A 19,965-nucleotide genomic window follows, 5' to 3' on the forward strand; every position below is an offset into this window, starting at 1 on the left:
TCAGATCTTATCGCAAAACTCAATTTTTAACCAATGAACAAATTCGAAAGCCGTTACGCGCAAAGCCCTAAAGAAGTTAAACAAATGGATACCGCAGCTTTGCGGGATAATTTCTTGATTGAAAACGTATTTGAGGCAAACCAGGTAAACCTAACCTTATCTCATTTTGACAGATATATTGTTGGCGGCGCAATGCCTGTTGATCAGAAAATAGCACTTCCAAACCCTGATGATTTAAAAGCAACTTATTTTTTAGAACGTAGGGAACTGGGTATTATCAATGTTGGTGGAAAGGCAATAGTTACTGCCGATGGCGAAAAATACGAATTGGATTATAAAGAAGCTTTATATATTGGTAAAGGTACAAAAGAAGTGTTTTTTGAATCCGCTACCCCTGGCGAAGCCGCAAAATTATACATCAATTCTGCTCCTGCACATCACACTTATCCTAACAAAAAGGTAAGCAAAGCGGAAGCAGAAATCGTAGAATTGGGTACGCCTGAAACCGCGAACCATAGAATAATAAATAAGTTGTTGGTAAACAGTGTTTTGCCTACCTGCCAATTGCAGATGGGCATGACCGAGTTAAAATCGGGCAGTGTTTGGAATACCATGCCGGCACATACACATGATAGAAGGATGGAAGCTTATTTCTATTTCGAAGTTCCGAAAGGGCAGAGTGTTTGTCATTTTATGGGTCAGCCACAGGAAACCCGTCACATCTGGATGCAAAGTGATCAGGCAGTTATTTCGCCAAACTGGTCTATCCACTCAGGTGCAGGTACAAGCAACTATACCTTCATTTGGGGTATGGCTGGCGAAAACTTAGATTATGGCGATATGGATCATTGTGCCATTACCGAACTGAAATAAATTCTTATCGTCATCGGTAGCGAAATGGCGGGATCTTTTAAATGTATCATAGAATAAAAACATGTCAAACATATTCAATTTAGCAGGTAAAACTGCATTAGTTACCGGTTGCAAAAGAGGAATTGGAAAAGCGATGGCTTTAGCTTTGGCCGAAGCCGGTGCCGATGTTATCGGTGTTTCTGCAAGTCTTGAACTGCAGGGTAGCGCTATAGAAAAAGAAATTTTAGCATTGGGTAGAAAGTTTTATGCTTACCAGTGCGATTTTGGTAAACGCGAAAGTACCTTGGCTTTTGCAGCTCAGGTAAAGGTTGATCACCCAGTTATCGACATTTTGGTAAATAATGCCGGAACGATTTTACGTCAGCCAATTGCTGAGCATTCGGATGAATATTGGGATGAGGTGATTGCGGTAAACCAAACTGCACCATTTATTTTAACCCGCGAAATCGGAAGGGAAATGATTGCAAGAGGAAGCGGAAAAGTAATCTTCACTGCATCCTTACTGTCATTCCAAGGTGGAATTACTGTTCCCGGTTATGCAGCGAGTAAAGGGGCAATTGCATCTTTAACCAAAGCGTTTGCAAACGAATGGGCATCAAAAGGAGTAAACGTAAATGCCATTGCACCTGGTTATATCGCAACCGATAATACTTCAGCTTTACGTGAAGATCAGGATAGAAGCACTTCTATATTATCTCGTATCCCTGCGGGAAGATGGGGGACACCAGAAGATTTTAAAGGACCTACATTATTTTTAGCATCACCTGCCAGCGATTATGTTCACGGAACAATTTTGACCGTTGATGGTGGTTGGATGGGACGATAGAGGAGTCCGGAGTCATTAGTCAGGAGTCCGAAGTTTAGGTGCATAAAGCTCCCACTTCGGACTTCTGATTTATAGGCTTTTGATTTAAAAACTAAACACTTCTGACCTCGGACCGTGGACCTCGGACTAATAGAGGTTATAAATCTCCTTAATATCCTGCAAAATCTTTTCGAAATCGATTTTCAGGTCAATTAACCGGCCGGTGTGGATATCAAATACCCATCCCTGAACGGTTAAACCGCGATTGGCAATAGCTTCCTGAACGGCTGCTGTTTTTAAGAGGTTTACGCATTGTTCTTGCACATTAAGCTCAACCAGCCTGTTGTAACGCTTACCCTCCTCCTCAATCGCGTTGAGTTCATCTTTATGAATGCGGTAAACATCACGGATATTTCTTAACCAAGGGTTTAAGATACCTAAATCTGCTGGTTGCATGGCCGCTTTAACACCACCACAGTTGTAGTGGCCGCATACTACAATATGGTTAACTTTTAAATGGCGTACGGCGTAATTTAAAACCGTCATTACACTCAGATCAACGTTGTTTACCAGATTGGCTACATTGCGGTGAACAAATGCCTGTCCGGGTTGTATGCCCATTAAATCTTCTGCCGTAACACGGCTATCTGAACAGCCGATGTACAAAAACTCAGGGCTTTGACCTTTCGATAATTCAGTGAAATAATCAGGATTAATGGCCAGTTTCTCGGCAATCCATTTTTCGTTGTTCTTAAAAACTTCTTCTACATTCATGCTTTTGCTTTAAATAGAATTTAGGGATATGTTATATTGATAAATTGAGTATTTATTGTGCTGTAAAACTAAAAAAGATTCTCTCATTTTGGCAAGTTCTTCATCTTCCGTTTCGTTAGCTTAACTAACAACTTTTTCTGTTAAATGTTTAGTGGCTTGAGAAGTATTGTGGAAGGAAACCAGCAATAAATAGTATAAACGTAATAAAGGCTGTGAAAAACAAAAAAGGTTTAAGGCCAGCGGCACTACCACCATTCTTTAACATCAGCTGTCTAGCCAAGCTTGAAGTGAGCAATGATATGCAAATTAAAAATACGAAAGCAAGCGCTAAGCCAACACCAATCCCAAATATTTCTGTCTCTTTTCTGGTGTAAAATACGTTGAAAAAATCAGATAGGAAAAGTAAGTTCCAGATCACCACTATACCTACGGCAACTGGAATTTTAATCGGGAAACCAGTTTGAGCCTGAAGCTGACTGATCTCCTGGTCAATGTAATTTGGGGTAGGTTCGGTATAATTAAGAAAACCGGTTTGTATAATCTCTGTCATCCGCTCCTCTGCATTTCCCAGAAAGGTAAAGAAGATGTCTTTATTATATTTTTCAACTCGGTGGGTAATCCTAATTGAACTACCTAATATAGAAGTGTGGGGAGTAATGGCGATAATATCTGAGCGTTTAAAAACAAAATTACCCCTGATGGATGCATTAAGTTCGAGTTTAAATTCGCTTACTTTTAAAGTGGCAAAAGGCCAGGTTGCCTTAAATCCGCCAATTCTAACACCACCGGTTTCTTCAAATGCATTCATTTATCGAGCAATTAATCTGTTCGAATATATTCCATTTAATCTGATTTTTTATAGTCTTGATTAAAATTATATATGAAGAAAAACAAAAGCCAATATCAATCACCATTATTATTTAACGCTGATTAATATTGGCTTTAAAAATGTTCTTTAACTGGCAACAGCTACCGCATTCTTGTTAATGTGATTAGGCAGTTCTTCAAGCGCATATAAGTTAACCAACGATTCTCTTAATACATTTTTAGCATCATACCACACGTTTTCTTGGGGGAAATGACAGACGCCATTGGTTAGCTCGGTAATAATTGCACCAATTAAGGTTGCAAAGTGATTTTCGAAAACATCGCCCGAATGATGTTTTAAAGAAAATACCTTGTTGTAATTCTGAAGCTGCGCTTCAACTTCTGCGCTCAGTTTTATAGGTTTTGCAACCTTTCTTTTTTTCTTTTTAAATAATCCCGGTATCTTTTGGACAAAACTTTGTTTGATGATTTTGTCTTTAAAGAGCTTTTTCTTGTACTCCTTAAGGTCGAATGATTTAAGGGATACACCAAAATTTAGTTTTAGGTTGTTTTCGTTAAATATTTCCAAACCGGGTTTGTCCCATTTAAAAACGATTGGCAAGTTCCCATTCGGGTTTCTGAATGAAAAAGAGGAGTTAATGTCCAGAACATTTTCATGTTCGTTTAAACGTTTTAAAATTGTTGGGATAAGATCGTCTGTTAAAGAATTGGTGTAGATAAGCACTCATGTTTAATTAAGATTAGCTGAATCAATGTAAATTGCGCAGTTTTTTGCCTGCGCCTTATTTAAATGATAATTAAGGATATCATCATATTGTGGAATAATCTATTTTGTACTCCAGAATATCGATTAACTTGGAAATCTTAATGTGAATTGACCGTTGTAGTTTCCCATTTGTATATGTGGTTTTTTGTGTGCCATTATTTTCCGCGAATGCTTCTTTTTTTAATTTCAATTACTTAAATGAATCAAAATACTGAAACGTTACAGTTAATTTTTTAAATAGCCCTTAAGCAATAATTACACTACAATACGTTGATTATTTTAATTTTTCCAGAAGCTTTTTCATGTTGGTTAGCTGTAAGATGTTTTTAAATTCGGGCGTATCAAAACCACCTTTATCTATCACTTGCTTTAGGCTTCTGTTAAAGCTTCTTACGGAGATGCCCAGGTAGGCAGCCATGTCTTCTTTGGAGATGGAAATATGCTCATCGGCCTGCAGTTTAAGCAATTTTAAAAGTGCATATTCTAAGGTATATAACTGCTGGAAGGATGCCCGTGTACTGGTTTGTATAATTCTTGTCGACAGTTCCTGGAGTAAAATTGTAGTAAATTCGCTACTTTTGCTTATCAGGGAAAGGAATAGATGATCAGGGATAACATAGGCTGTAACATCACTTATTGCGGCTACGTTGCACAAACAATCTATCTTTTTTAAAGCTTCTAATTCGCCAACCACTTCGCCCTTACCTAAAAATTCGATAATAAAATCCTTGCCGTTTTCCTCAGAGATGAAACACTTGCTTATTCCTTCTTTAATAATATAGATATTGCTGATTTTTTCTCCCTGTTCAATAAATCTATAACCCGCTTTAAAGTTTTTAAGGGTAATGGCTCCCCCTTCGCTTTCGGTACAAAAACGTTCGATAAAGGATAAGAAAGTAAGGTTGGTTCTTAGCATATTTTTCAATCAGGACAAATGTCCTTTTTTAGCAGTCTTAGTTGCGTTACTTTTGTCGCATTAAAAGTAAGCATAACAATGAAAAATCAAATTACCGTAATTGCTTTTGATGCTGATGATACCCTTTGGGTAAACGAACCTTATTTCCGTGAAACGGAAGAACAGTTTGCAGGTCTTTTAGAAGATTTTATGCCTCATCATAGTATTCTGGCAGAACTTTACAAAACTGAGATTGCCAATTTGCCACTTTACGGCTACGGGATCAAAGGTTTTGTTTTGAGTATGATCGAAACAGTTTTAAGGATAACTGAAGGTAAGATAGACCCTATTGTGATTAGTAAAGCGATAACACTTGGACAGGAAATGCTCAATAAACCGGTTGTATTGCTTGATGGGGTAGAAGAAGTGCTTAAAGCCCTACACGGAAAATACAGATTAGTGATTGCGACCAAAGGCGACCTGCTCGATCAACAACGCAAGCTCACCAAATCAGGCCTTGATCACTATTTTCATCATATTGAAATTATGAGCGATAAACAGGAAAAAGATTATCAAAAACTGATTAAACACCTGGATTGTAAACCTGAAGAGTTTTTAATGCTGGGCAACTCCTTAAAATCGGATGTTTTACCAGTACTGAATATTGGCGGACATGCTGTTCACATCCCTTTCCATACCACATGGGTACATGAGCATATCGATCATACCATTGAACATGAAAATTTTTATCAGATGGAAAGCCTATCTGACGTTTTACCAAAATTAACTGAATGAAAGAAAAAATAAATATAAACACCTGGATCAGAAAAGATCATTTTAAATTTTTTAGCGCCTTTGATGAACCTTTCTTTGGTGTAACCGTAGCGGTAGACTGTACTGCTACCTACGAAGAAGCAAAAGAACATAACATTTCTTTTTTCCTGCTTTATCTGCACAAATCGCTGGTTGCTGTAAATCAGGTAGAACCTTTTCGTTACCGCATTATTGATGGCGAAGTTTGGAAATACGATAGCGTGAATGCCGCGGCTACTATCAACAGACCAAATGGCACATTTGGATTTGGTTACATGGATTTCTACAGGGATTTTGAAGATTTTAGTACAGCAGCCAATAAGGAGATCGAAAAGGTACAGGCCAGCACGGGTTTAATCCCCTCCTCATCAGGCGAAAATGTGATCCACTATTCGGCATTGCCCTGGTTAAATTTCACTTCCTTATCACACGCCCGAAATTATGCTTTTCAGGATAGCTGCCCTAAAATATCTTTTGGTAAGGTTAGAGATGAAAACGGAAGGAAAATAATGTCGGTATCTATACATGTAAACCATGCTTTGATGGATGGTTATAACGTTGCACAGTTTGTAAATGCCTACCAAGAGCTATTAAACAAAAAAGAGGTTAACGAATATATATAATTCAAAACTTTAAGGAATTAAACCTAAAGGATATTTAATGTTCGGTTAATATTAGGAATTTATTTTCGGTGATGTTTATAGCTGCCGTTATCATTCCTTTTTATCTTTTGGCTATTGTAGCCATGTGTTATATGGATACCGCTTTTAAGGCCATTATGTTTTTTGTGCTGTTACTTATTGTCACATTTGTACTTTTTCTGTTCATCAATTATCCTATGCAATCGGTTTTTGCGGTAGTCTGTTTAATGGCCATGTTTGCTTTTAAACCTAAAGATTAATTAAAAAATGAATTATGATTTGCATTCGAGAAAGTATTTGCTATTTTTGCTGCTCAGGCAGGAAGCTTGTTTCAATTACCGAATGATTATTTAAATTTTTTAGTTATTGAATATAAAAATTGGGGGATTAGCTCATTTGGCTAGAGCGCTTCGCTGGCAGTGAAGAGGTGATCGGTTCGAATCCGATATTCTCCACAGGTACCCGTAACACTACTGATAGTCAGTGTTTTAATGAGTTAAATGGCGTCTACTCAGCCAAAACTCAGCCACAGAAAAAAGAGAGGCCAAATAATCTGGCATTCTCCACAAAAAACCATCAAATAACTACAGGTAAGTTATTTGATGGTTTTAAAAATCCAATCTCCGATAAACTTCCGCCTCGAAATAGAACTTTGAGTTCTATGGAAATTCCGGACTTACCCTATACCATTCCAAGATTATTTAAAGGAAAAAAGATTGAATCTGTTCCTAAAGGTAGCACGTGGGCTAAAGAAGAGGCCCTCCAGAGCTGGTATGTCGAATTTTTTTTTCACAACCCACAGACTGGTCAGATGGAAAGGTTCAGACCGACTAAGAACCTTAACCGGATAAAAGATCCACACGAAAAGCTTAAGCATTTTACACGGTTGTGCGAAGCTTATACAGTGGCATTGGAAGGTGGCTGGAATCCGCTTGATGAAAGATCCAATGAGGAACTCAAAAAACAAATCAGTTCGATAAACCTGTTGCAGGCTAAAGTACTGTTTGAGCAATACCATATAGCAAAGGGTACCAGGGAGAAATCCCGCAGATCTTACCTTTCCAAGGTTAACCAGTTCATCAGTTACTATGGTGAAGATAAAAAAGTAACCGATATCACAGATTATGAAATTACAGATTTTCTAAATACAATGGAAAGAAATGAGAAATGGGTTGGTGTGACCTATAATAGTGCCAGAATCATACTCAACAACTATTTCAGGTATTTAAAGGTTAACAAATATATTCCTGTTAATCCCGTTACCGATACGGAGACCAGAACTAAAATCAAGACCGAATCGCACCAGATATTTTCTGATGAGGACTTTAAAAAGATTATGGTCTGGTTAAAAAAATACGATCCGTATTGTCTTTTATTCGTTCGCATGATTTATTATACCTGTATCAGACCTAAAGAGCTCCGTTACCTGCAGTTGAGGTATATCGACCTAAAAAGAAATGTAATCACGGTTCCGGCGTCAGTCGCTAAGAATAAAAAGTCGCTGCCTGTGCATATTGACCCTAGTCTGTTGAAGGAGCTAAAGCCACTAAAGATTGCGACTTATCCGGATACTTATTATCTGCTTGGTTCTACTACTTCGATAGTCGGTCCGGAAAGGATTGGAGAAAATACGCCCTATAATAAATTTCAGAAATGCCTGGAAGAGACAAATCTTTTAAATAAGAACTATACACTTTATTCGTTCAAGCATCTTTCCAATGTGCAGAAATTTAAGGCGGGCTGGACTTTGGCAGAAATTTGTTCGGCCAACAGGCACGGAAGTCTGGCAGAGACGGAGACATACCTCAAAGATCTCTTAAAATTCGTAAAAACAGATAAGGTCATCCCAAAGATCTAGTATAGCTTTGATCTTTTGCGTTTCCGTGGGATATCCAATAAGATCCGGGCAAGATATTGGGCCTTTAGGCTGTCTTCTTTTTTCTGAAAAGAACTGCTGGGAAAATGCAGTGCATGTATTTCTGTTATTTTCCTGGCAATATCTGCTAGATGGGTGAATTTCGTACTAAAGCTGTCAAGTTTTTTTTCGAGTTCTACAACCGTTTCAAATAGGCGGATAGAAACAAGCTCTGTTGAGATTTCACCTTTTTCTATGTTGTCCAGTAATTTTGAAAGGTTTTGGATGCTGTTTTTTTCTGTGGTTTTATTTGACCTGTTTATTGTGGTATCTAATATTTTTTCTTCCATCTTGCCCGTCTTTTTCCAAAAATGGAAAGTTGATCGATTTTGTTTTCGGAGGTTGGAGAAATAGAATTTATAATAGATTCACAACAAGTTAGGCGGGCGGTAAGGGCCAGCTGTTTCTATGCAGGAATGGTGGGAGTACTTGTTTATAGAATTGTCCTGGATCCAAAACAGATAATCATCAGGAAAAAATGCAGCTCTTTTCATTTATTAATTGTCTAGGCTTCACCTTATAATATCTCAGCCATTCATGCGCATTGGCTGAGGGTAGGCATGCTTTTTTTGGAGGGATTATAGGTGTTTTTCAAATATACTGTATAAAGGTCTAAAAAAAATAGATTACTGGATAGATATCGGAAAGAGAGATTTTTGAGCAATTAGGGGATTATGCTTTTGGTACAACATTTTAGACAAGAGTGTTTTTGCCTGGCAGTCTACTGGGGCTGGCTGCAGGCTCTTTTCCTGCCTGTGGAATCTAAAGATGTCCGCTTTGGTATTTAGGGGATTGTTTTTAATGGAGTTGTATCTTCAAGGGAAGAGGAAATAAGCACGTTTTTACGGTTAACCATAATTAACAATTCTATTAAATTGATAATTTGCACAGAAATATTTGATATTGCTTTGATTAAAGTGTTATTAATAGTTTGGTTTGCATTGTAAAATAGAGTGTTAATGTACATCGTAACAATGGAAAGCTCTAATAAGTTCACTGAGTTTTTATATCTATATATTATTCATACATTACGCACATCTAAATAAGCTCAAATTGTCAACCTGTCCAATAACTATTAGCGAAACAGAAGTACTAGTATTGAAGGCTCATCATGGTGATGCCATTATTATTAAGACTTTCGATGCTTCTGGAATTCCATTTAATATTGTTGTCGATGGAGGCACAGCCAAAACTTATGATGAAGTTCTGAAAAAGGAGCTCGCCTCTCTTCCTACAATTGATGTTTTGGTACTTACCCATATTGATTCAGATCACATAGCTGGATTAATAAAATTTCTGAAAAATCCCTTCTTCAAACCTGAAAAGATAAAACAATATTGGATTAATTCTAGCAATATCAAGTTTCTAGTAAGCGGGAATAGCATAAGCTACAATCAAGCCAAAACCTTTGAGGAATTTCTGATAACAAAAGGAGAATTAAAAGATAAGTGGTCTGAAGATATCTATCTTGGTAAATGCCCAACATTGCCACTTGGGATTAGTGTAGAAATCCTATCTCCGACGGCTGATGTTCTCGACAAGCTGTACGAGAAGTGGCCGGATCTTAGCGAGGAATACTCCAAGAAACTAAAAGATGTTTTTATTTCAACAATAGCAGTTTCTCAGATTACCAAAGGTACGCTCGAAGATCTGGCATCAGTGGATTTTTCCCCTGAAAAAACAATTATGGGAGACCTTTTTAACAGTTCCTCAATTGCCTTTGTACTTAAAGTGCCAGACTTGGCGATTCTTTTGTTGGGAGATTCCCATCCGGAGCTCATCCGTAACTCTATGGTTTTTAATGGCTACAGTACAGATAACAAACTTAAGGTAGATTTCGTCAAGGTTTCTCACCACGGAAGTTTAAACAATACCTTAAATGACGTGCTCGATATGATCGACTGTGATAAATTTATAATATCCACCAATGGAGGGAGCTCGGATAACAAACATCCTGACCGGGAAACAATAGCCAGAATTGTGCACCACCCAGAAAGAAAAAAAAGTGGCTATGCTTCACTAAGGGAGATTTACCTCAATTATTCATTAAAACAGGTTGAAAATAAAGCAGGTACTCTTGTTGATAAAGACGATTTCCTAAACGGTAATTGGAGGCTCATCGAAAATGTAAATATATTCAAATTATGAGTGAAGAGCTTTTACTGCGTACGACAGTTAGGGTGTCTGTTGTGAAAGAAGGTACTCCCCTCAGTAGAGGAAGCGGTATCTTGGTTAGAACAGCGAATGGGTTTTTGGTTTTCACTGCTTATCACTGTGTTTTTGGTGATGAAGACCAGTTTATCGATACTCCGATCGACTGGATTTGCATTGAGTCACAGTCTTCCTATAATGCTGATTTTGTAAAAATTGAAGTTCAAGGTATTCTTGATTCACATAAGGAAGAAGACTGGGCTGTATTAAATGTAGGTTTTAAAAATGAAGATAATCTTTTTCCTGAAATCCTTAATGTAAAAAACTTTCAGACGGATACCCCGGTAAGCTTTAAGGGATTTCAGGCAATAAGCCCTGATCAAGGGCGAACTTTTAAGGCCAGGGTTCTTGATGGAACATCGAATAAAGAATTCCGGATAACTCTCGCAAAAAACGATACATTTAAAGGAGGTGCAGATGATGCAAGAGGCTTGTCTGGAAGCGGTGCATTTATTATAAGAGAAGGACGACTGTACTTTATCGGAATTCTTAAAAGTGTTAACGGTGAAGATGCAGCAAACAACGATATAAAGTGCTGTCCAGTTTGCTGCATCGATAAATACATAGATTTTAACATTTCGGATATTGCTGAAGACGCTTCATTTGATGAATGGGGAAGGAATAAATTTGGAGAAATCACTCCATCGGACGTTAGGGACCTTCTTGAAAAAATAACTGCCGTGAACCCGGAGATATCGCAGTTGCGAATAAATCAATACTGTCGCGAATTGGCCCTTGGTAAAGATGAGCTTTCATTCTTTCAGGAAAGAGATCTCAGCGCAATAAAATATAGGGTGTTTGAGGCGTGCCAAAGTGAACTTATAGATTTTGTAGAAACAAATGGTAATACCCAGATGTTGGTCGAAGACATTAACGCGTTGATTGACAGATTTACAAAAAAGGCAATAGAGATCATCAAAGTTAAATCTCAGCGGTTTAAGTATCCAGTTCTTGATGATGACCTTTTTAGAAAGATTATTCTTGAATTGATAAACGATTGCTATCTGTCATTTGATAAGGAGGGAGTTTATGCAGAATAAGAATGCGGCAAAAAAAAGACTGATGTTCATCCAAAAGGAGGACTACAATTTTTTGGCATATAACACTATTATTCTTTTATATACACTAGGTTGCACAGATGAAGCAAAAAAATTCCGGGACTTTAGAAAGATCGCTTACCTGATCGATTTTATAAATGAGGGAGGTGAACCAGAACTTTACGACCAACGTCAGCTTGCCCAGATATATTCACGTGCTCAGATCAAAAAAAAGTTGCTCCACCATCTGATGATAGTGCTTAAAAATAAGAAATACATAGGTGTTTCTGTAAATACAACTTACCGTAGTATTGATCTATGGCTTAATAAAGCTAATATTCCAGAAAGTTTTCTAGATAAGTCATTTTTTGAAAAAGAAATTTTTAATATAATGCAGCTTAAGAAACAGGCACCCTCTCTTAAGACAGTTGCTATCAAGACCCTTGCCAATAATATTTTTACAAAAAATAACGTACTCACATGGGAAGTTTAGTAATTACTCGGGTCAGATATTCTGGAAATAAATATTTTTATGATTCTCCTGTACTAACACCAGGAATAAATATTATAGTTGGGGACAACGGCTCTGGAAAAAGTACCTTTACCTATTTTATTGAATATGCATTCGGCGGAAAGGTCAAGCCCTTTACTGGGGACGATGGAGGAGGAAGGTATTCCCTAATTTTAGAGGATTCAAACAATTATGTCCTAGTGGATTTTAGCATCAATGGGGTTGGATATTCAATCAAGCGGTTTATCGACACTCAGGAAATTTTTGTTGATGAAGCAAGTGGAACCCGTGCTTTAGCAGTTAGTAGGCAATCAGCTCCGTATATTTTTTCAGACTGGCTTTTAGAAAAATTGAACATACCGGTCTTTGAATTGAATATGGGCGCTACGCACTGGTACTTTAACTTCACTGATTTATTCCGACTTCTGAACTATGATCAGAACACGGAAACCAGAAAAATATTCAAGGCTCCGGTTGCAGAAAATTTCGTTGCTGACTCTACAGTAATCAGAAAATCGATTTTTGAAATTTTGCTTGGAATGTCATCGGCAGAATATTTCAAAAAATTGGATGAGGCGAAGGCGGCACTTAAGAAAAGAGATGATGCAAAGGCACTTCTGGATAATTTTATTGCGCATAATGATATTGACTATGTAGATAATGATGTGCTTGCCAATAAAAAAGAGGACCTTGAACACTTACTTGAAAATTTAGAGTCGGAAAGGAATTCTTATCTAAAAAGAAATTCAACTGTTGACGACAAAATTGGTGAACTCTCGGAAATACAGGAAAATCTTCTCAATCTTGAACTTGAAGCATCAAAGGACAGAATCGATATTGTCAATCTGAGTAGTGAAAGGTCAAGGGTTAACAGGCTCCACGATGGCCTTCTTCAAGAGATATCGCAGATTGAAAAAATCATCTTTACACATGACAAATTGGATTTGTTTTCAATGGAGATATGTCCTTTCTGTATGACCGACAAGAAACACATAGAAAAAGGTTTCTGTATATGTGGCTCAAAGTTTCAAGACGATGATTATGAGAAGTTTGTTTATGATTCTAGTGAATATAAGGATATATTGAGCCATAAGAAGAAGAGTATAAGTGCTATAACACTTGCTAAGGAAACTTATGATGAGGATATAGACAAACTGGATAAAAAAATCGCGAAAAATACAGAACTTATTACTGAGTTTACGGCAAGACTAAAGAATGTTATCAGTACTGCTGAGTTTGCGGGAAATTCTACCGTTGTAGATGAGCTGAATGACAGAATCATAAACATTAGGGAAGAGCTTTTTGATGTTGTAAACTCACTCAAAGTAAGTGTGATAGAGCAGCGGTTGAAAGACGATTATCTTGAAAAAAACAAGATATTTGGTTTTGCACAGGGCAGCTTTAACAAAGCTAAGATAGAGTTCGAAAACAATAATAGAGATACTATAACGGCCTTTAATGAGGTTTATAGTCAACTATTGGCTGCATCGTCATATAAGAGCAAAAAGGCTGAGATCGACGAAGACTATATGCCTTTTATTGATGAAGGAGAATATAAAGCAAACAGTAGCGAGGTGCCAAAAAGACTTATGTATTATTTTACTATTCTTAGCCTTTCTTTGAAACTTGATTCCGTAAAGCACCCGAGGTTCTTACTGATCGATACACCAGAAGATTCAGGCATTGACACTGACCACCTTAACCAGAATCTTGAACTTCTTGACATGGCGATTGACCTAGCGAAGGATGAAAAAGGCTTTGTTAAGGATTATCAGGTGATTCTGACAACTGGTTATGGAAGACTCCCTGCCCAGTATGAGAAATATGTAGTTGAAAAATTTATGGAAAAGGAAGGCAATTTTATCTTAAAACCGAAAACTCAAGACATATCCTGATTTACATTCTGAGAATGTTACTAAAAAACAACTGATTTTTCCCAGCTCGGCTGTATTGGTTTTTCATCCTCCAATCTTTGGACATCGAAAATGTTAAAGATGAAAAACACTAAGATCAAAACCATCAACGGCCATATTTTTCACGGCAGGCCACACCTCAAAATCAAACGCATCAAAGTGAATCCCCGTCACCGGATCAGGCAAGCGCTTAGGGCGTGTATGCCTTTCTTTCATCTCAGATCTCAATCACAGGAAGAACAGTAATCCATCAGAAAATACATGTGGGTAAGGTGCTTTTGGCAAACTCGGGTTCGCAGCAAGATGGATTTTTGTGGGACAAAAATATCTTGCCATCCTAACGGCTGGAGGCTTACTCGGAACTCGTAAGCCTTAAAGCGATCATAAAATGCCAAGACCCAAGATCAAAAAAGAGGAAGAAAAACTCAAGCACTACATCCGCATCAGGGTAGATGAACAGACCCTCAAACGGTTAGATAAAATGCAGAAAAGCAGTGACTGCAAAGGCATTTCACAATTGGCAAGAAAGATCCTGATGGAGGAGCCCGTGCAGATTTTTCACAGGGACATTTCGATGAATGGGCCGATGGAAGAACTGGCCATGATTAGAAAAGAAATCAGGTCCATTGGCATTAACATCAACCAGCAGACCTACCATTTTCATACCAGCCAGAGAAAAGCTGCGAGGATGTTTTATGTGGAGCGGACAAAAGAGTTATATGAAAAGATCGAAATCAAAATTGAGAGGTTACTGGAGATCACGGATAAACTAGCAGGGAAGTGGTTGCAAAAATCGTCAGCGGAAAAAGCATCAGGGGGATCCTGATCTATAACGAGAATAAGGTCGAAAAGGGAGAAGCGATACTTTTTATGGCCAGTGCTTTTGCTGGGGATATTGATAGACTCAGCCTCGCGCAAAAGGCAGAGCGTTTTAATAAACGCACGATGCTGAACCCATCGGTCAAAACCAATGCGTTGCACATTACATTGAATTTCCACCCATCGGACCAATTGGACAGTGAAAAGCTACAATGCATTGTTTCAGCATACATGGAGCAGATCGGTTTTGGCGAACAACCCTTCCTGGTTTACCTGCATGAGGATACCCACCATCCGCACGTACATATCGCCACAACGAATATCAGATCAGATGGCAGCAGGATCGATATCCACGGCATCGGTTACAGATTATCGGAACAGGCAAGGAAATCCATTGAGCAGAAATATGACCTGACGGTTGCCGAGGGTAGGTCGCTGGATAATTTCCCAAAGATTAAACCGGCTGTTTATGGGGAAGGGCCAACGAAAAAGACCATCAGTAATATCGTTACTGCGGTGATGAAGCAGTACAGGTACAGCTCTTTTCCAGAGTTCAATGCTGCATTAAAGGCTTTTAATATTACCACGGATAGGGGAGCCGAAGATTCGGTGATGTACCAGAAGCGTGGTCTGATTTATTCCATCCTAGATGATAATGACAATAAGGTTGGCATTCCGTTAAAGGCCAGTGCAATCTATGCCAAACCAACTTTGGATAATCTGGAGAAGCGCTTTGATAAAAACACCAAAGATCGGAAAGTTTTCAGGGAAGAATTGAGGGATAAGATTGATGGGGTATTTAATGGCTATCAGTCCATTACGAGAACAGGATTTGAATTGGCTTTACAAGAGATTGGGGTAACTGCTGATTTTAGAAGAAACGAGCAGGGCAGGATTTATGGGGTCACTTTTATTGACCATGGGACAAAATCGGTATTCAATGGCAGTGACCTTGGAAAGGCCTATAGCGCGGCTGCCCTCACAAGGGCTTTTGGGGAACGTGATATTCTGGTAGCACAGCTCGACAAAACATTGGAGAAAACGCCAGGCAAACATTTCACTTATAAAGATAGCACTGAAAAAAGCCATTTAGAAATGACTCAAAAGACAGGTTACCTCGATATGGTACTATCCAGATCTGACCAGGGTTTTATGCAGCCAACGATAAAAAAGAAAAAACGCAGAAAAAAATTACAGCAAAATTTATAGCCTATGAATACAGGGGAAGATACGCAGGGGCTGCGAAAGATATTGGATATGACTAGGCTGATCAGTCTGGTGATCCTTTGCATGCACATTTATATTTATGGTTACCAGGCTTTCAGGGAATGGGGATTGAGCACCCTGATTACAGACCGTTTGTTTTTGAATTTTGCCAAACTGGAGATGTTCCGGCATCCGCTATTGACCAAGGCTGTGGTACTGCTTTTTTTGGGTATCTCACTGATCGGGGCTAAGGGTAAAAAATCGGAAGAGCTGAAGTTAAAGCCGATTCTTCTACAGATTGTTATTGGGTTAATGGTTTATTTTTCAAGTGGGATCTGTTTCCTGTTCCATTTTCCACCGGATGTTTTTGTCTGTCTTTATATTGCGTTTCTTGTTGCGGGATACCTGTTGCTTTTAAAAGGCGGTACTGAACTTTCGAGGCTGATCAAAGACAGTATGCAAAAAGACATATTCAATAGCAAAAACGAAACTTTTCCGCAAGAGGAAAGGCTGCTGGAAAACGAATATTCTTTTAACCTCCCAACAAAATACCACCTAAGGGGAGAGGTGAGGGATGGCTGGATCAACTGTGTGAACCCCTTTAGAAGCGTTTTGGTATCGGGCTCTGGTGGTGCGGGTAAAACCTATTTTGTGATCCGCCATATCATTGATCAGCAGATCAAAAAGGGTTTTTGCCTGTTTTTATATGATTTTAAATTCGATGACCTGACCAAGATGGCCTATAATAAGTTACTGAAATACCAGCAGAATTATAAGGTCATCCCATCATTTTACATCATCAATTTTGAGGATCTTAACCGTACGCATCGGTGTAATCCCTTGAACCCGCAGGCTATGGAGGACATTACCGATGCGACCGAGGCCAGCCGTACGATCATGATGGGCCTGAACCGGGACTGGTTGAAAAAACAGGGGGACTTTTTTGTGGAATCACCGATCAATTTTTTAACGGCTATTATCTGGTATTTACGCAAATACGAAAATGGGAAGTATTGCACTTTGCCCCATGTGATCGAGCTGATGCAGGCGGATTATGATCCGCTGTTTGCGGTATTGCAGCAGCAGGAAGAGATCAAGGTGCTGATCAATCCTTTTATCTCGGCGCTTCAGAACAATGCCCAGGCGCAGCTTGAGGGACAGATTGCCTCGGCCAAGATCGGTCTGGCAAGGTTGGCATCGCCACAGCTGTATTACGTGCTGACAGGAAACGATTTTACGCTGGATATCAATAATCCGGACGAGCCCAAGATTGTATGCATGGGCAACAATCCGCAGAAGATCGATACTTATGGTGCGGTGCTTTCACTGTATGTGAACAGGATGCTGAAACAGATCAATAAAAAAGGGAAAAGCAAATGCAGCCTGATCTTCGATGAATATCCTACGCTGGTGGCCAATCTGATCACCACGATTTCGACGGGCAGGTCGAACCTGATTTCCTGTACGCTGGGGATCCAGAGCATTGAACAGGTGAAAAAGGAGTATGGTGCGGAACAGGCGGAAATCATTTTGGGGATCTGCGCCAATATCATCAGTGGGCAGGTTTCTGGCGACAGTGCGAAAAAATTCGCGGAAACTTTTGGGAAGATTATGCAGGATCGGCAGAGCATGAGCATCAATAGTTCGGATATTTCCATTTCTAAATCAACACAGATGGATTATGCGGTTCCTGCATCCAAGATTGCTACTTTTTCATCGGGTGAGTTTGCGGGGATCGTGGCAGATAGTCCGAATGAGAAGATCAAGCTGAAGATGTTCCATGGGGAGATACAGAATGATCATGAGGCTATTGGCAGGGAAGAGGCAGGTTATGTGCCGATCCCGGTAGTGGCTAATGTTACAGAGAGTGATGTGGAGGAGAATTATAAAAGGGTTAAAAAAGAGGTGGCGGATCTGGTTAGAGGTGAATTGAAAAAGATAGCGGATTTAAATAGGGATAGTATGCCGGAAGAAGATCAGCCGGAGGGTGTAGGGAAGAGGCAGCGTGAGAGAAAGATAAAGGGAAATAGGGCTGCGGTTAAGCGTAACGGGAGAAATGTTAAAGACGAACCAATTAAGTCGGTTTCGATGTGAGCGTTTGTGATTAATGATATTCTATAAATGCTAGTAAATGCATTTACCATATTCAAATATTGGTATTCAAAGACATCTAATTGGTATTATTGACATAAACGTTTTGTCAGAAAACAGCCTGTTGATTATAAAGCAGGCCGTTATCTTTTCTTGAAATAATCTATAGGCTATTTTGCTCGCTTGTCCAAATATAATTCCAATGCTTTATGGTATATGAATTTCATGTCAAAATTAATAACACACGGCTCGTTTTTCCTTTCTCTATGTTTGAAATAAATTTTAGGGGGAGTATCTGAATTATCGAAATTTCCAATTATACTATAGTCAAATAACAATAATATCGCTAATTCCGGATCATATTCCATACCTAGGCTTTGTAACTCGTTTTTTATCTCACTTTTAGTCAGTGGTTGTTTTTGTTTTAAATTTTTCAAACATGCGAATATCCTCGAAATATCCATGTCATTAAAACTTGCTGACAATTCATTTTTAATTTCCAAAATCAAATCCTCAACATATGCGTTGAGAAGCGTTTTTGAATTTGCAAAGGATAATGGTATTGTAAATGAATTTGTCGGCAATGGCTTGAATAATAAGATTAAATCTCTAGGTCTAAAAAACGTGAAGTCAATTAGGTACTTAAAACTACTGCCATTGTACTGATAGTCATCTTTAAACAATGAGCTCCAAGGATCACTAGCACTAAAACCAAGGTTTTCTTTTTTAAAATTGATCTCTATCCTTTTATTTATTAATTTTTTTAATCCGACTAAGTTCTCATTGTTCTTGAAATTTTCTTGCTCATACCAAACAAGAGGTATTTCATAAGAAGAAAATATCTTAGCTGTATCAGCGGCATGCTTCACGATAATTCTTTTTAGGTCATCGCGCAATAGTATAATTACTTTTGCTTTCAAGCCATTTTTACCAAATAAATCAATATTGTAATCCTTAGCAACTCTAATCACATTGGTTAAACTCTGAATACTAGATTGGTCACTTTCTTTGAAGCCGATATCTAGGTCATCAAATATTAGGAAATATTCGTTTCCAGCTGTAACGTTTTCAATGAGTAATCTTTTTACAACCTCTTTTAAAGGAGATAATATTTTATAAAACGGTGCTTTGTGTTCTTTGATACCAACGTCCTTTTTAAATATTGATGAGAATACCCTTTTAAAATACTCAATATTAACCTCGAAGGATTTGGTTTTTGCAATTTCGGAAATTTCAAAGTCTTTGATATCTACCATTCCAGTGTTTCTTTGGAGGAAGATTTGAAGATCCTTAAATTCTTTGATATTTTGTACCGATTGATCTTCCGTTAGAAGTTTAATTAGTTTGGTTAAAATCAGCCATTCAAATAATAGTTTTTCTTCTATTGGAAGCCCTGCCTCTTTACCAACTTGAACGAGTCTGTTGCAATCTAAATCATGAGTTTTAATGAAATCGCAAAAAGAATTGGCTTCGTTTCCAGCTGAATAAAAAATGAATTCGGCAATTGCCGACTTGCCTGCCCCTTTTCGGCCCGTCACAATGAATTTTTCGCTGCTCAATTCGGGAAATACATTGAGATAATCTCCAAATATTTCGCCGAGTTTGATTTTTGAATTATAAGAGGTTTCACCTTCCGCTTCTGGCGTACCAATAAAGAAAGATCTTGTGGTTCCCTTGGGATATAACTCTTCGGTGCTTAGTTTTTTAAAGAAATTCATTGAATGAGTGTTAACTTATGAAGTCGTAATGTAACACTAAATTAACGAAATGTAAAATTTCGAAAAGAGCGATTATTAATTAGAGTATTTTCTTTGTTTCCAATTTTATCTCGGATTTCAATTTTACTTAAGAAATTTTGTATAGTCTT

The 19,965-nt window shown here is 38.3% G+C and carries 19 protein-coding genes and 1 tRNA gene; 14 read left to right on the top strand and 6 right to left on the bottom strand.

Annotation, left to right across the window (positions count from 1 at the left end):
• Positions 1–33 precede the first annotated feature (33 nt).
• A complete protein-coding gene (gene kduI / locus EYS08_RS02720) occupies positions 34–873 on the top strand; it encodes a 5-dehydro-4-deoxy-D-glucuronate isomerase (RefSeq protein ID WP_131028321.1) in 840 nt (279 codons plus the stop codon).
• A 61-nt stretch (positions 874–934) separates the two neighbouring features.
• The gene (locus EYS08_RS02725; RefSeq protein ID WP_131028322.1) at positions 935–1,699 is read left to right on the top strand and encodes an SDR family NAD(P)-dependent oxidoreductase; all 765 of its coding nucleotides are present in this window, start codon (positions 935–937) and stop codon (positions 1,697–1,699) included.
• A 126-nt stretch (positions 1,700–1,825) separates the two neighbouring features.
• Here EYS08_RS02725 and EYS08_RS02730 read toward each other — a convergent pair whose 3' ends face one another.
• From EYS08_RS02730 to EYS08_RS02745, 4 genes are all read right to left on the bottom strand, one after another.
• Positions 1,826–2,452 (bottom strand): carbonic anhydrase, encoded by a 627-nt coding sequence (locus EYS08_RS02730; protein ID WP_131028323.1) that lies wholly within the window; start codon positions 2,450–2,452, stop codon positions 1,826–1,828.
• Between the two features lie 148 nt (positions 2,453–2,600).
• A complete protein-coding gene (locus EYS08_RS02735) occupies positions 2,601–3,260 on the bottom strand; it encodes a hypothetical protein (RefSeq protein WP_131028324.1) in 660 nt (219 codons plus the stop codon).
• Positions 3,261–3,407: 147 nt separating this feature from the next.
• A complete protein-coding gene (locus EYS08_RS02740) occupies positions 3,408–4,004 on the bottom strand; it encodes a hypothetical protein (RefSeq protein WP_131028325.1) in 597 nt (198 codons plus the stop codon).
• Positions 4,005–4,320: 316 nt separating this feature from the next.
• On the bottom strand, positions 4,321–4,962 hold the full coding sequence (locus tag EYS08_RS02745; RefSeq protein WP_131028326.1) for a Crp/Fnr family transcriptional regulator: 642 nt from the start codon (positions 4,960–4,962) through the stop codon (positions 4,321–4,323).
• Positions 4,963–5,040: 78 nt separating this feature from the next.
• Between EYS08_RS02745 and EYS08_RS02750 the strand changes: the two genes are divergently transcribed.
• The 5 genes from EYS08_RS02750 (at position 5,041) to EYS08_RS02770 (ending at position 8,253) form a co-directional block, all read left to right on the top strand.
• Positions 5,041–5,736: an HAD family hydrolase gene (locus EYS08_RS02750; RefSeq protein ID WP_131028327.1), complete on the top strand. Its 696-nt coding sequence runs from the start codon at positions 5,041–5,043 to the stop codon at positions 5,734–5,736.
• Entirely contained in the window at positions 5,733–6,377 is a 645-nt protein-coding gene (locus EYS08_RS02755; RefSeq protein WP_131028328.1) for a chloramphenicol acetyltransferase, read from the top strand. Before EYS08_RS02750 ends, EYS08_RS02755 begins: the two co-directional genes overlap by 4 nt.
• Before the next feature lie 71 nt (positions 6,378–6,448).
• A complete protein-coding gene (locus EYS08_RS02760; RefSeq protein WP_131028329.1) occupies positions 6,449–6,655 on the top strand; it encodes a hypothetical protein in 207 nt (68 codons plus the stop codon).
• A gap of 121 nt (positions 6,656–6,776) precedes the next feature.
• Positions 6,777–6,850: transfer RNA gene (locus tag EYS08_RS02765), tRNA-Ala, on the top strand.
• A gap of 206 nt (positions 6,851–7,056) precedes the next feature.
• Positions 7,057–8,253 (top strand): tyrosine-type recombinase/integrase, encoded by a 1,197-nt coding sequence (locus tag EYS08_RS02770; protein ID WP_131028330.1) that lies wholly within the window; start codon positions 7,057–7,059, stop codon positions 8,251–8,253.
• On the opposite strand, the gene EYS08_RS02775 is transcribed toward EYS08_RS02770, so the two are convergent.
• On the bottom strand, positions 8,250–8,600 hold the full coding sequence (locus EYS08_RS02775) for a hypothetical protein (RefSeq protein ID WP_131028331.1): 351 nt from the start codon (positions 8,598–8,600) through the stop codon (positions 8,250–8,252). The genes EYS08_RS02770 and EYS08_RS02775 overlap by 4 nt on opposite strands.
• A 763-nt stretch (positions 8,601–9,363) precedes the next feature.
• On the opposite strand from EYS08_RS02775, the gene EYS08_RS02780 reads away from it, so the two are divergent.
• From EYS08_RS02780 to mobC, 7 genes are all read left to right on the top strand, one after another.
• Positions 9,364–10,458: a ComEC/Rec2 family competence protein gene (locus EYS08_RS02780; protein WP_165456348.1), complete on the top strand. Its 1,095-nt coding sequence runs from the start codon at positions 9,364–9,366 to the stop codon at positions 10,456–10,458.
• Entirely contained in the window at positions 10,455–11,561 is a 1,107-nt protein-coding gene (locus tag EYS08_RS02785; protein WP_131028333.1) for a hypothetical protein, read from the top strand. Before EYS08_RS02780 ends, EYS08_RS02785 begins: the two co-directional genes overlap by 4 nt.
• Entirely contained in the window at positions 11,551–12,051 is a 501-nt protein-coding gene (locus EYS08_RS02790; RefSeq protein WP_131028334.1) for a hypothetical protein, read from the top strand. The genes EYS08_RS02785 and EYS08_RS02790 overlap by 11 nt, the downstream gene beginning before the upstream one ends.
• On the top strand, positions 12,039–13,964 hold the full coding sequence (locus EYS08_RS02795) for an AAA family ATPase (RefSeq protein ID WP_131028335.1): 1,926 nt from the start codon (positions 12,039–12,041) through the stop codon (positions 13,962–13,964). The genes EYS08_RS02790 and EYS08_RS02795 overlap by 13 nt, the downstream gene beginning before the upstream one ends.
• A 406-nt stretch (positions 13,965–14,370) precedes the next feature.
• On the top strand, positions 14,371–14,808 hold the full coding sequence (locus tag EYS08_RS02800) for a plasmid mobilization protein (RefSeq protein WP_131028336.1): 438 nt from the start codon (positions 14,371–14,373) through the stop codon (positions 14,806–14,808).
• Positions 14,763–16,010, top strand: a complete 1,248-nt coding sequence (locus EYS08_RS02805; RefSeq protein WP_244215839.1) for a relaxase/mobilization nuclease domain-containing protein — start codon at positions 14,763–14,765, stop codon at positions 16,008–16,010. Before EYS08_RS02800 ends, EYS08_RS02805 begins: the two co-directional genes overlap by 46 nt.
• Before the next feature lie 3 nt (positions 16,011–16,013).
• A complete protein-coding gene (mobC, locus tag EYS08_RS02810) occupies positions 16,014–18,101 on the top strand; it encodes a conjugal transfer protein MobC (protein ID WP_131028337.1) in 2,088 nt (695 codons plus the stop codon).
• Positions 18,102–18,268: 167 nt separating this feature from the next.
• On the opposite strand, the gene EYS08_RS02815 is transcribed toward mobC, so the two are convergent.
• Positions 18,269–19,816, bottom strand: coding sequence for a P-loop ATPase, Sll1717 family (locus EYS08_RS02815; protein WP_131028338.1), 1,548 nt, complete (start codon positions 19,814–19,816; stop codon positions 18,269–18,271).
• Between the last annotated feature and the right edge of the window lie 149 nt (positions 19,817–19,965).

Source organism: Pedobacter kyonggii (genome assembly GCF_004310665.1).
GTDB classification, from domain to species: domain Bacteria; phylum Bacteroidota; class Bacteroidia; order Sphingobacteriales; family Sphingobacteriaceae; genus Pedobacter; species Pedobacter kyonggii.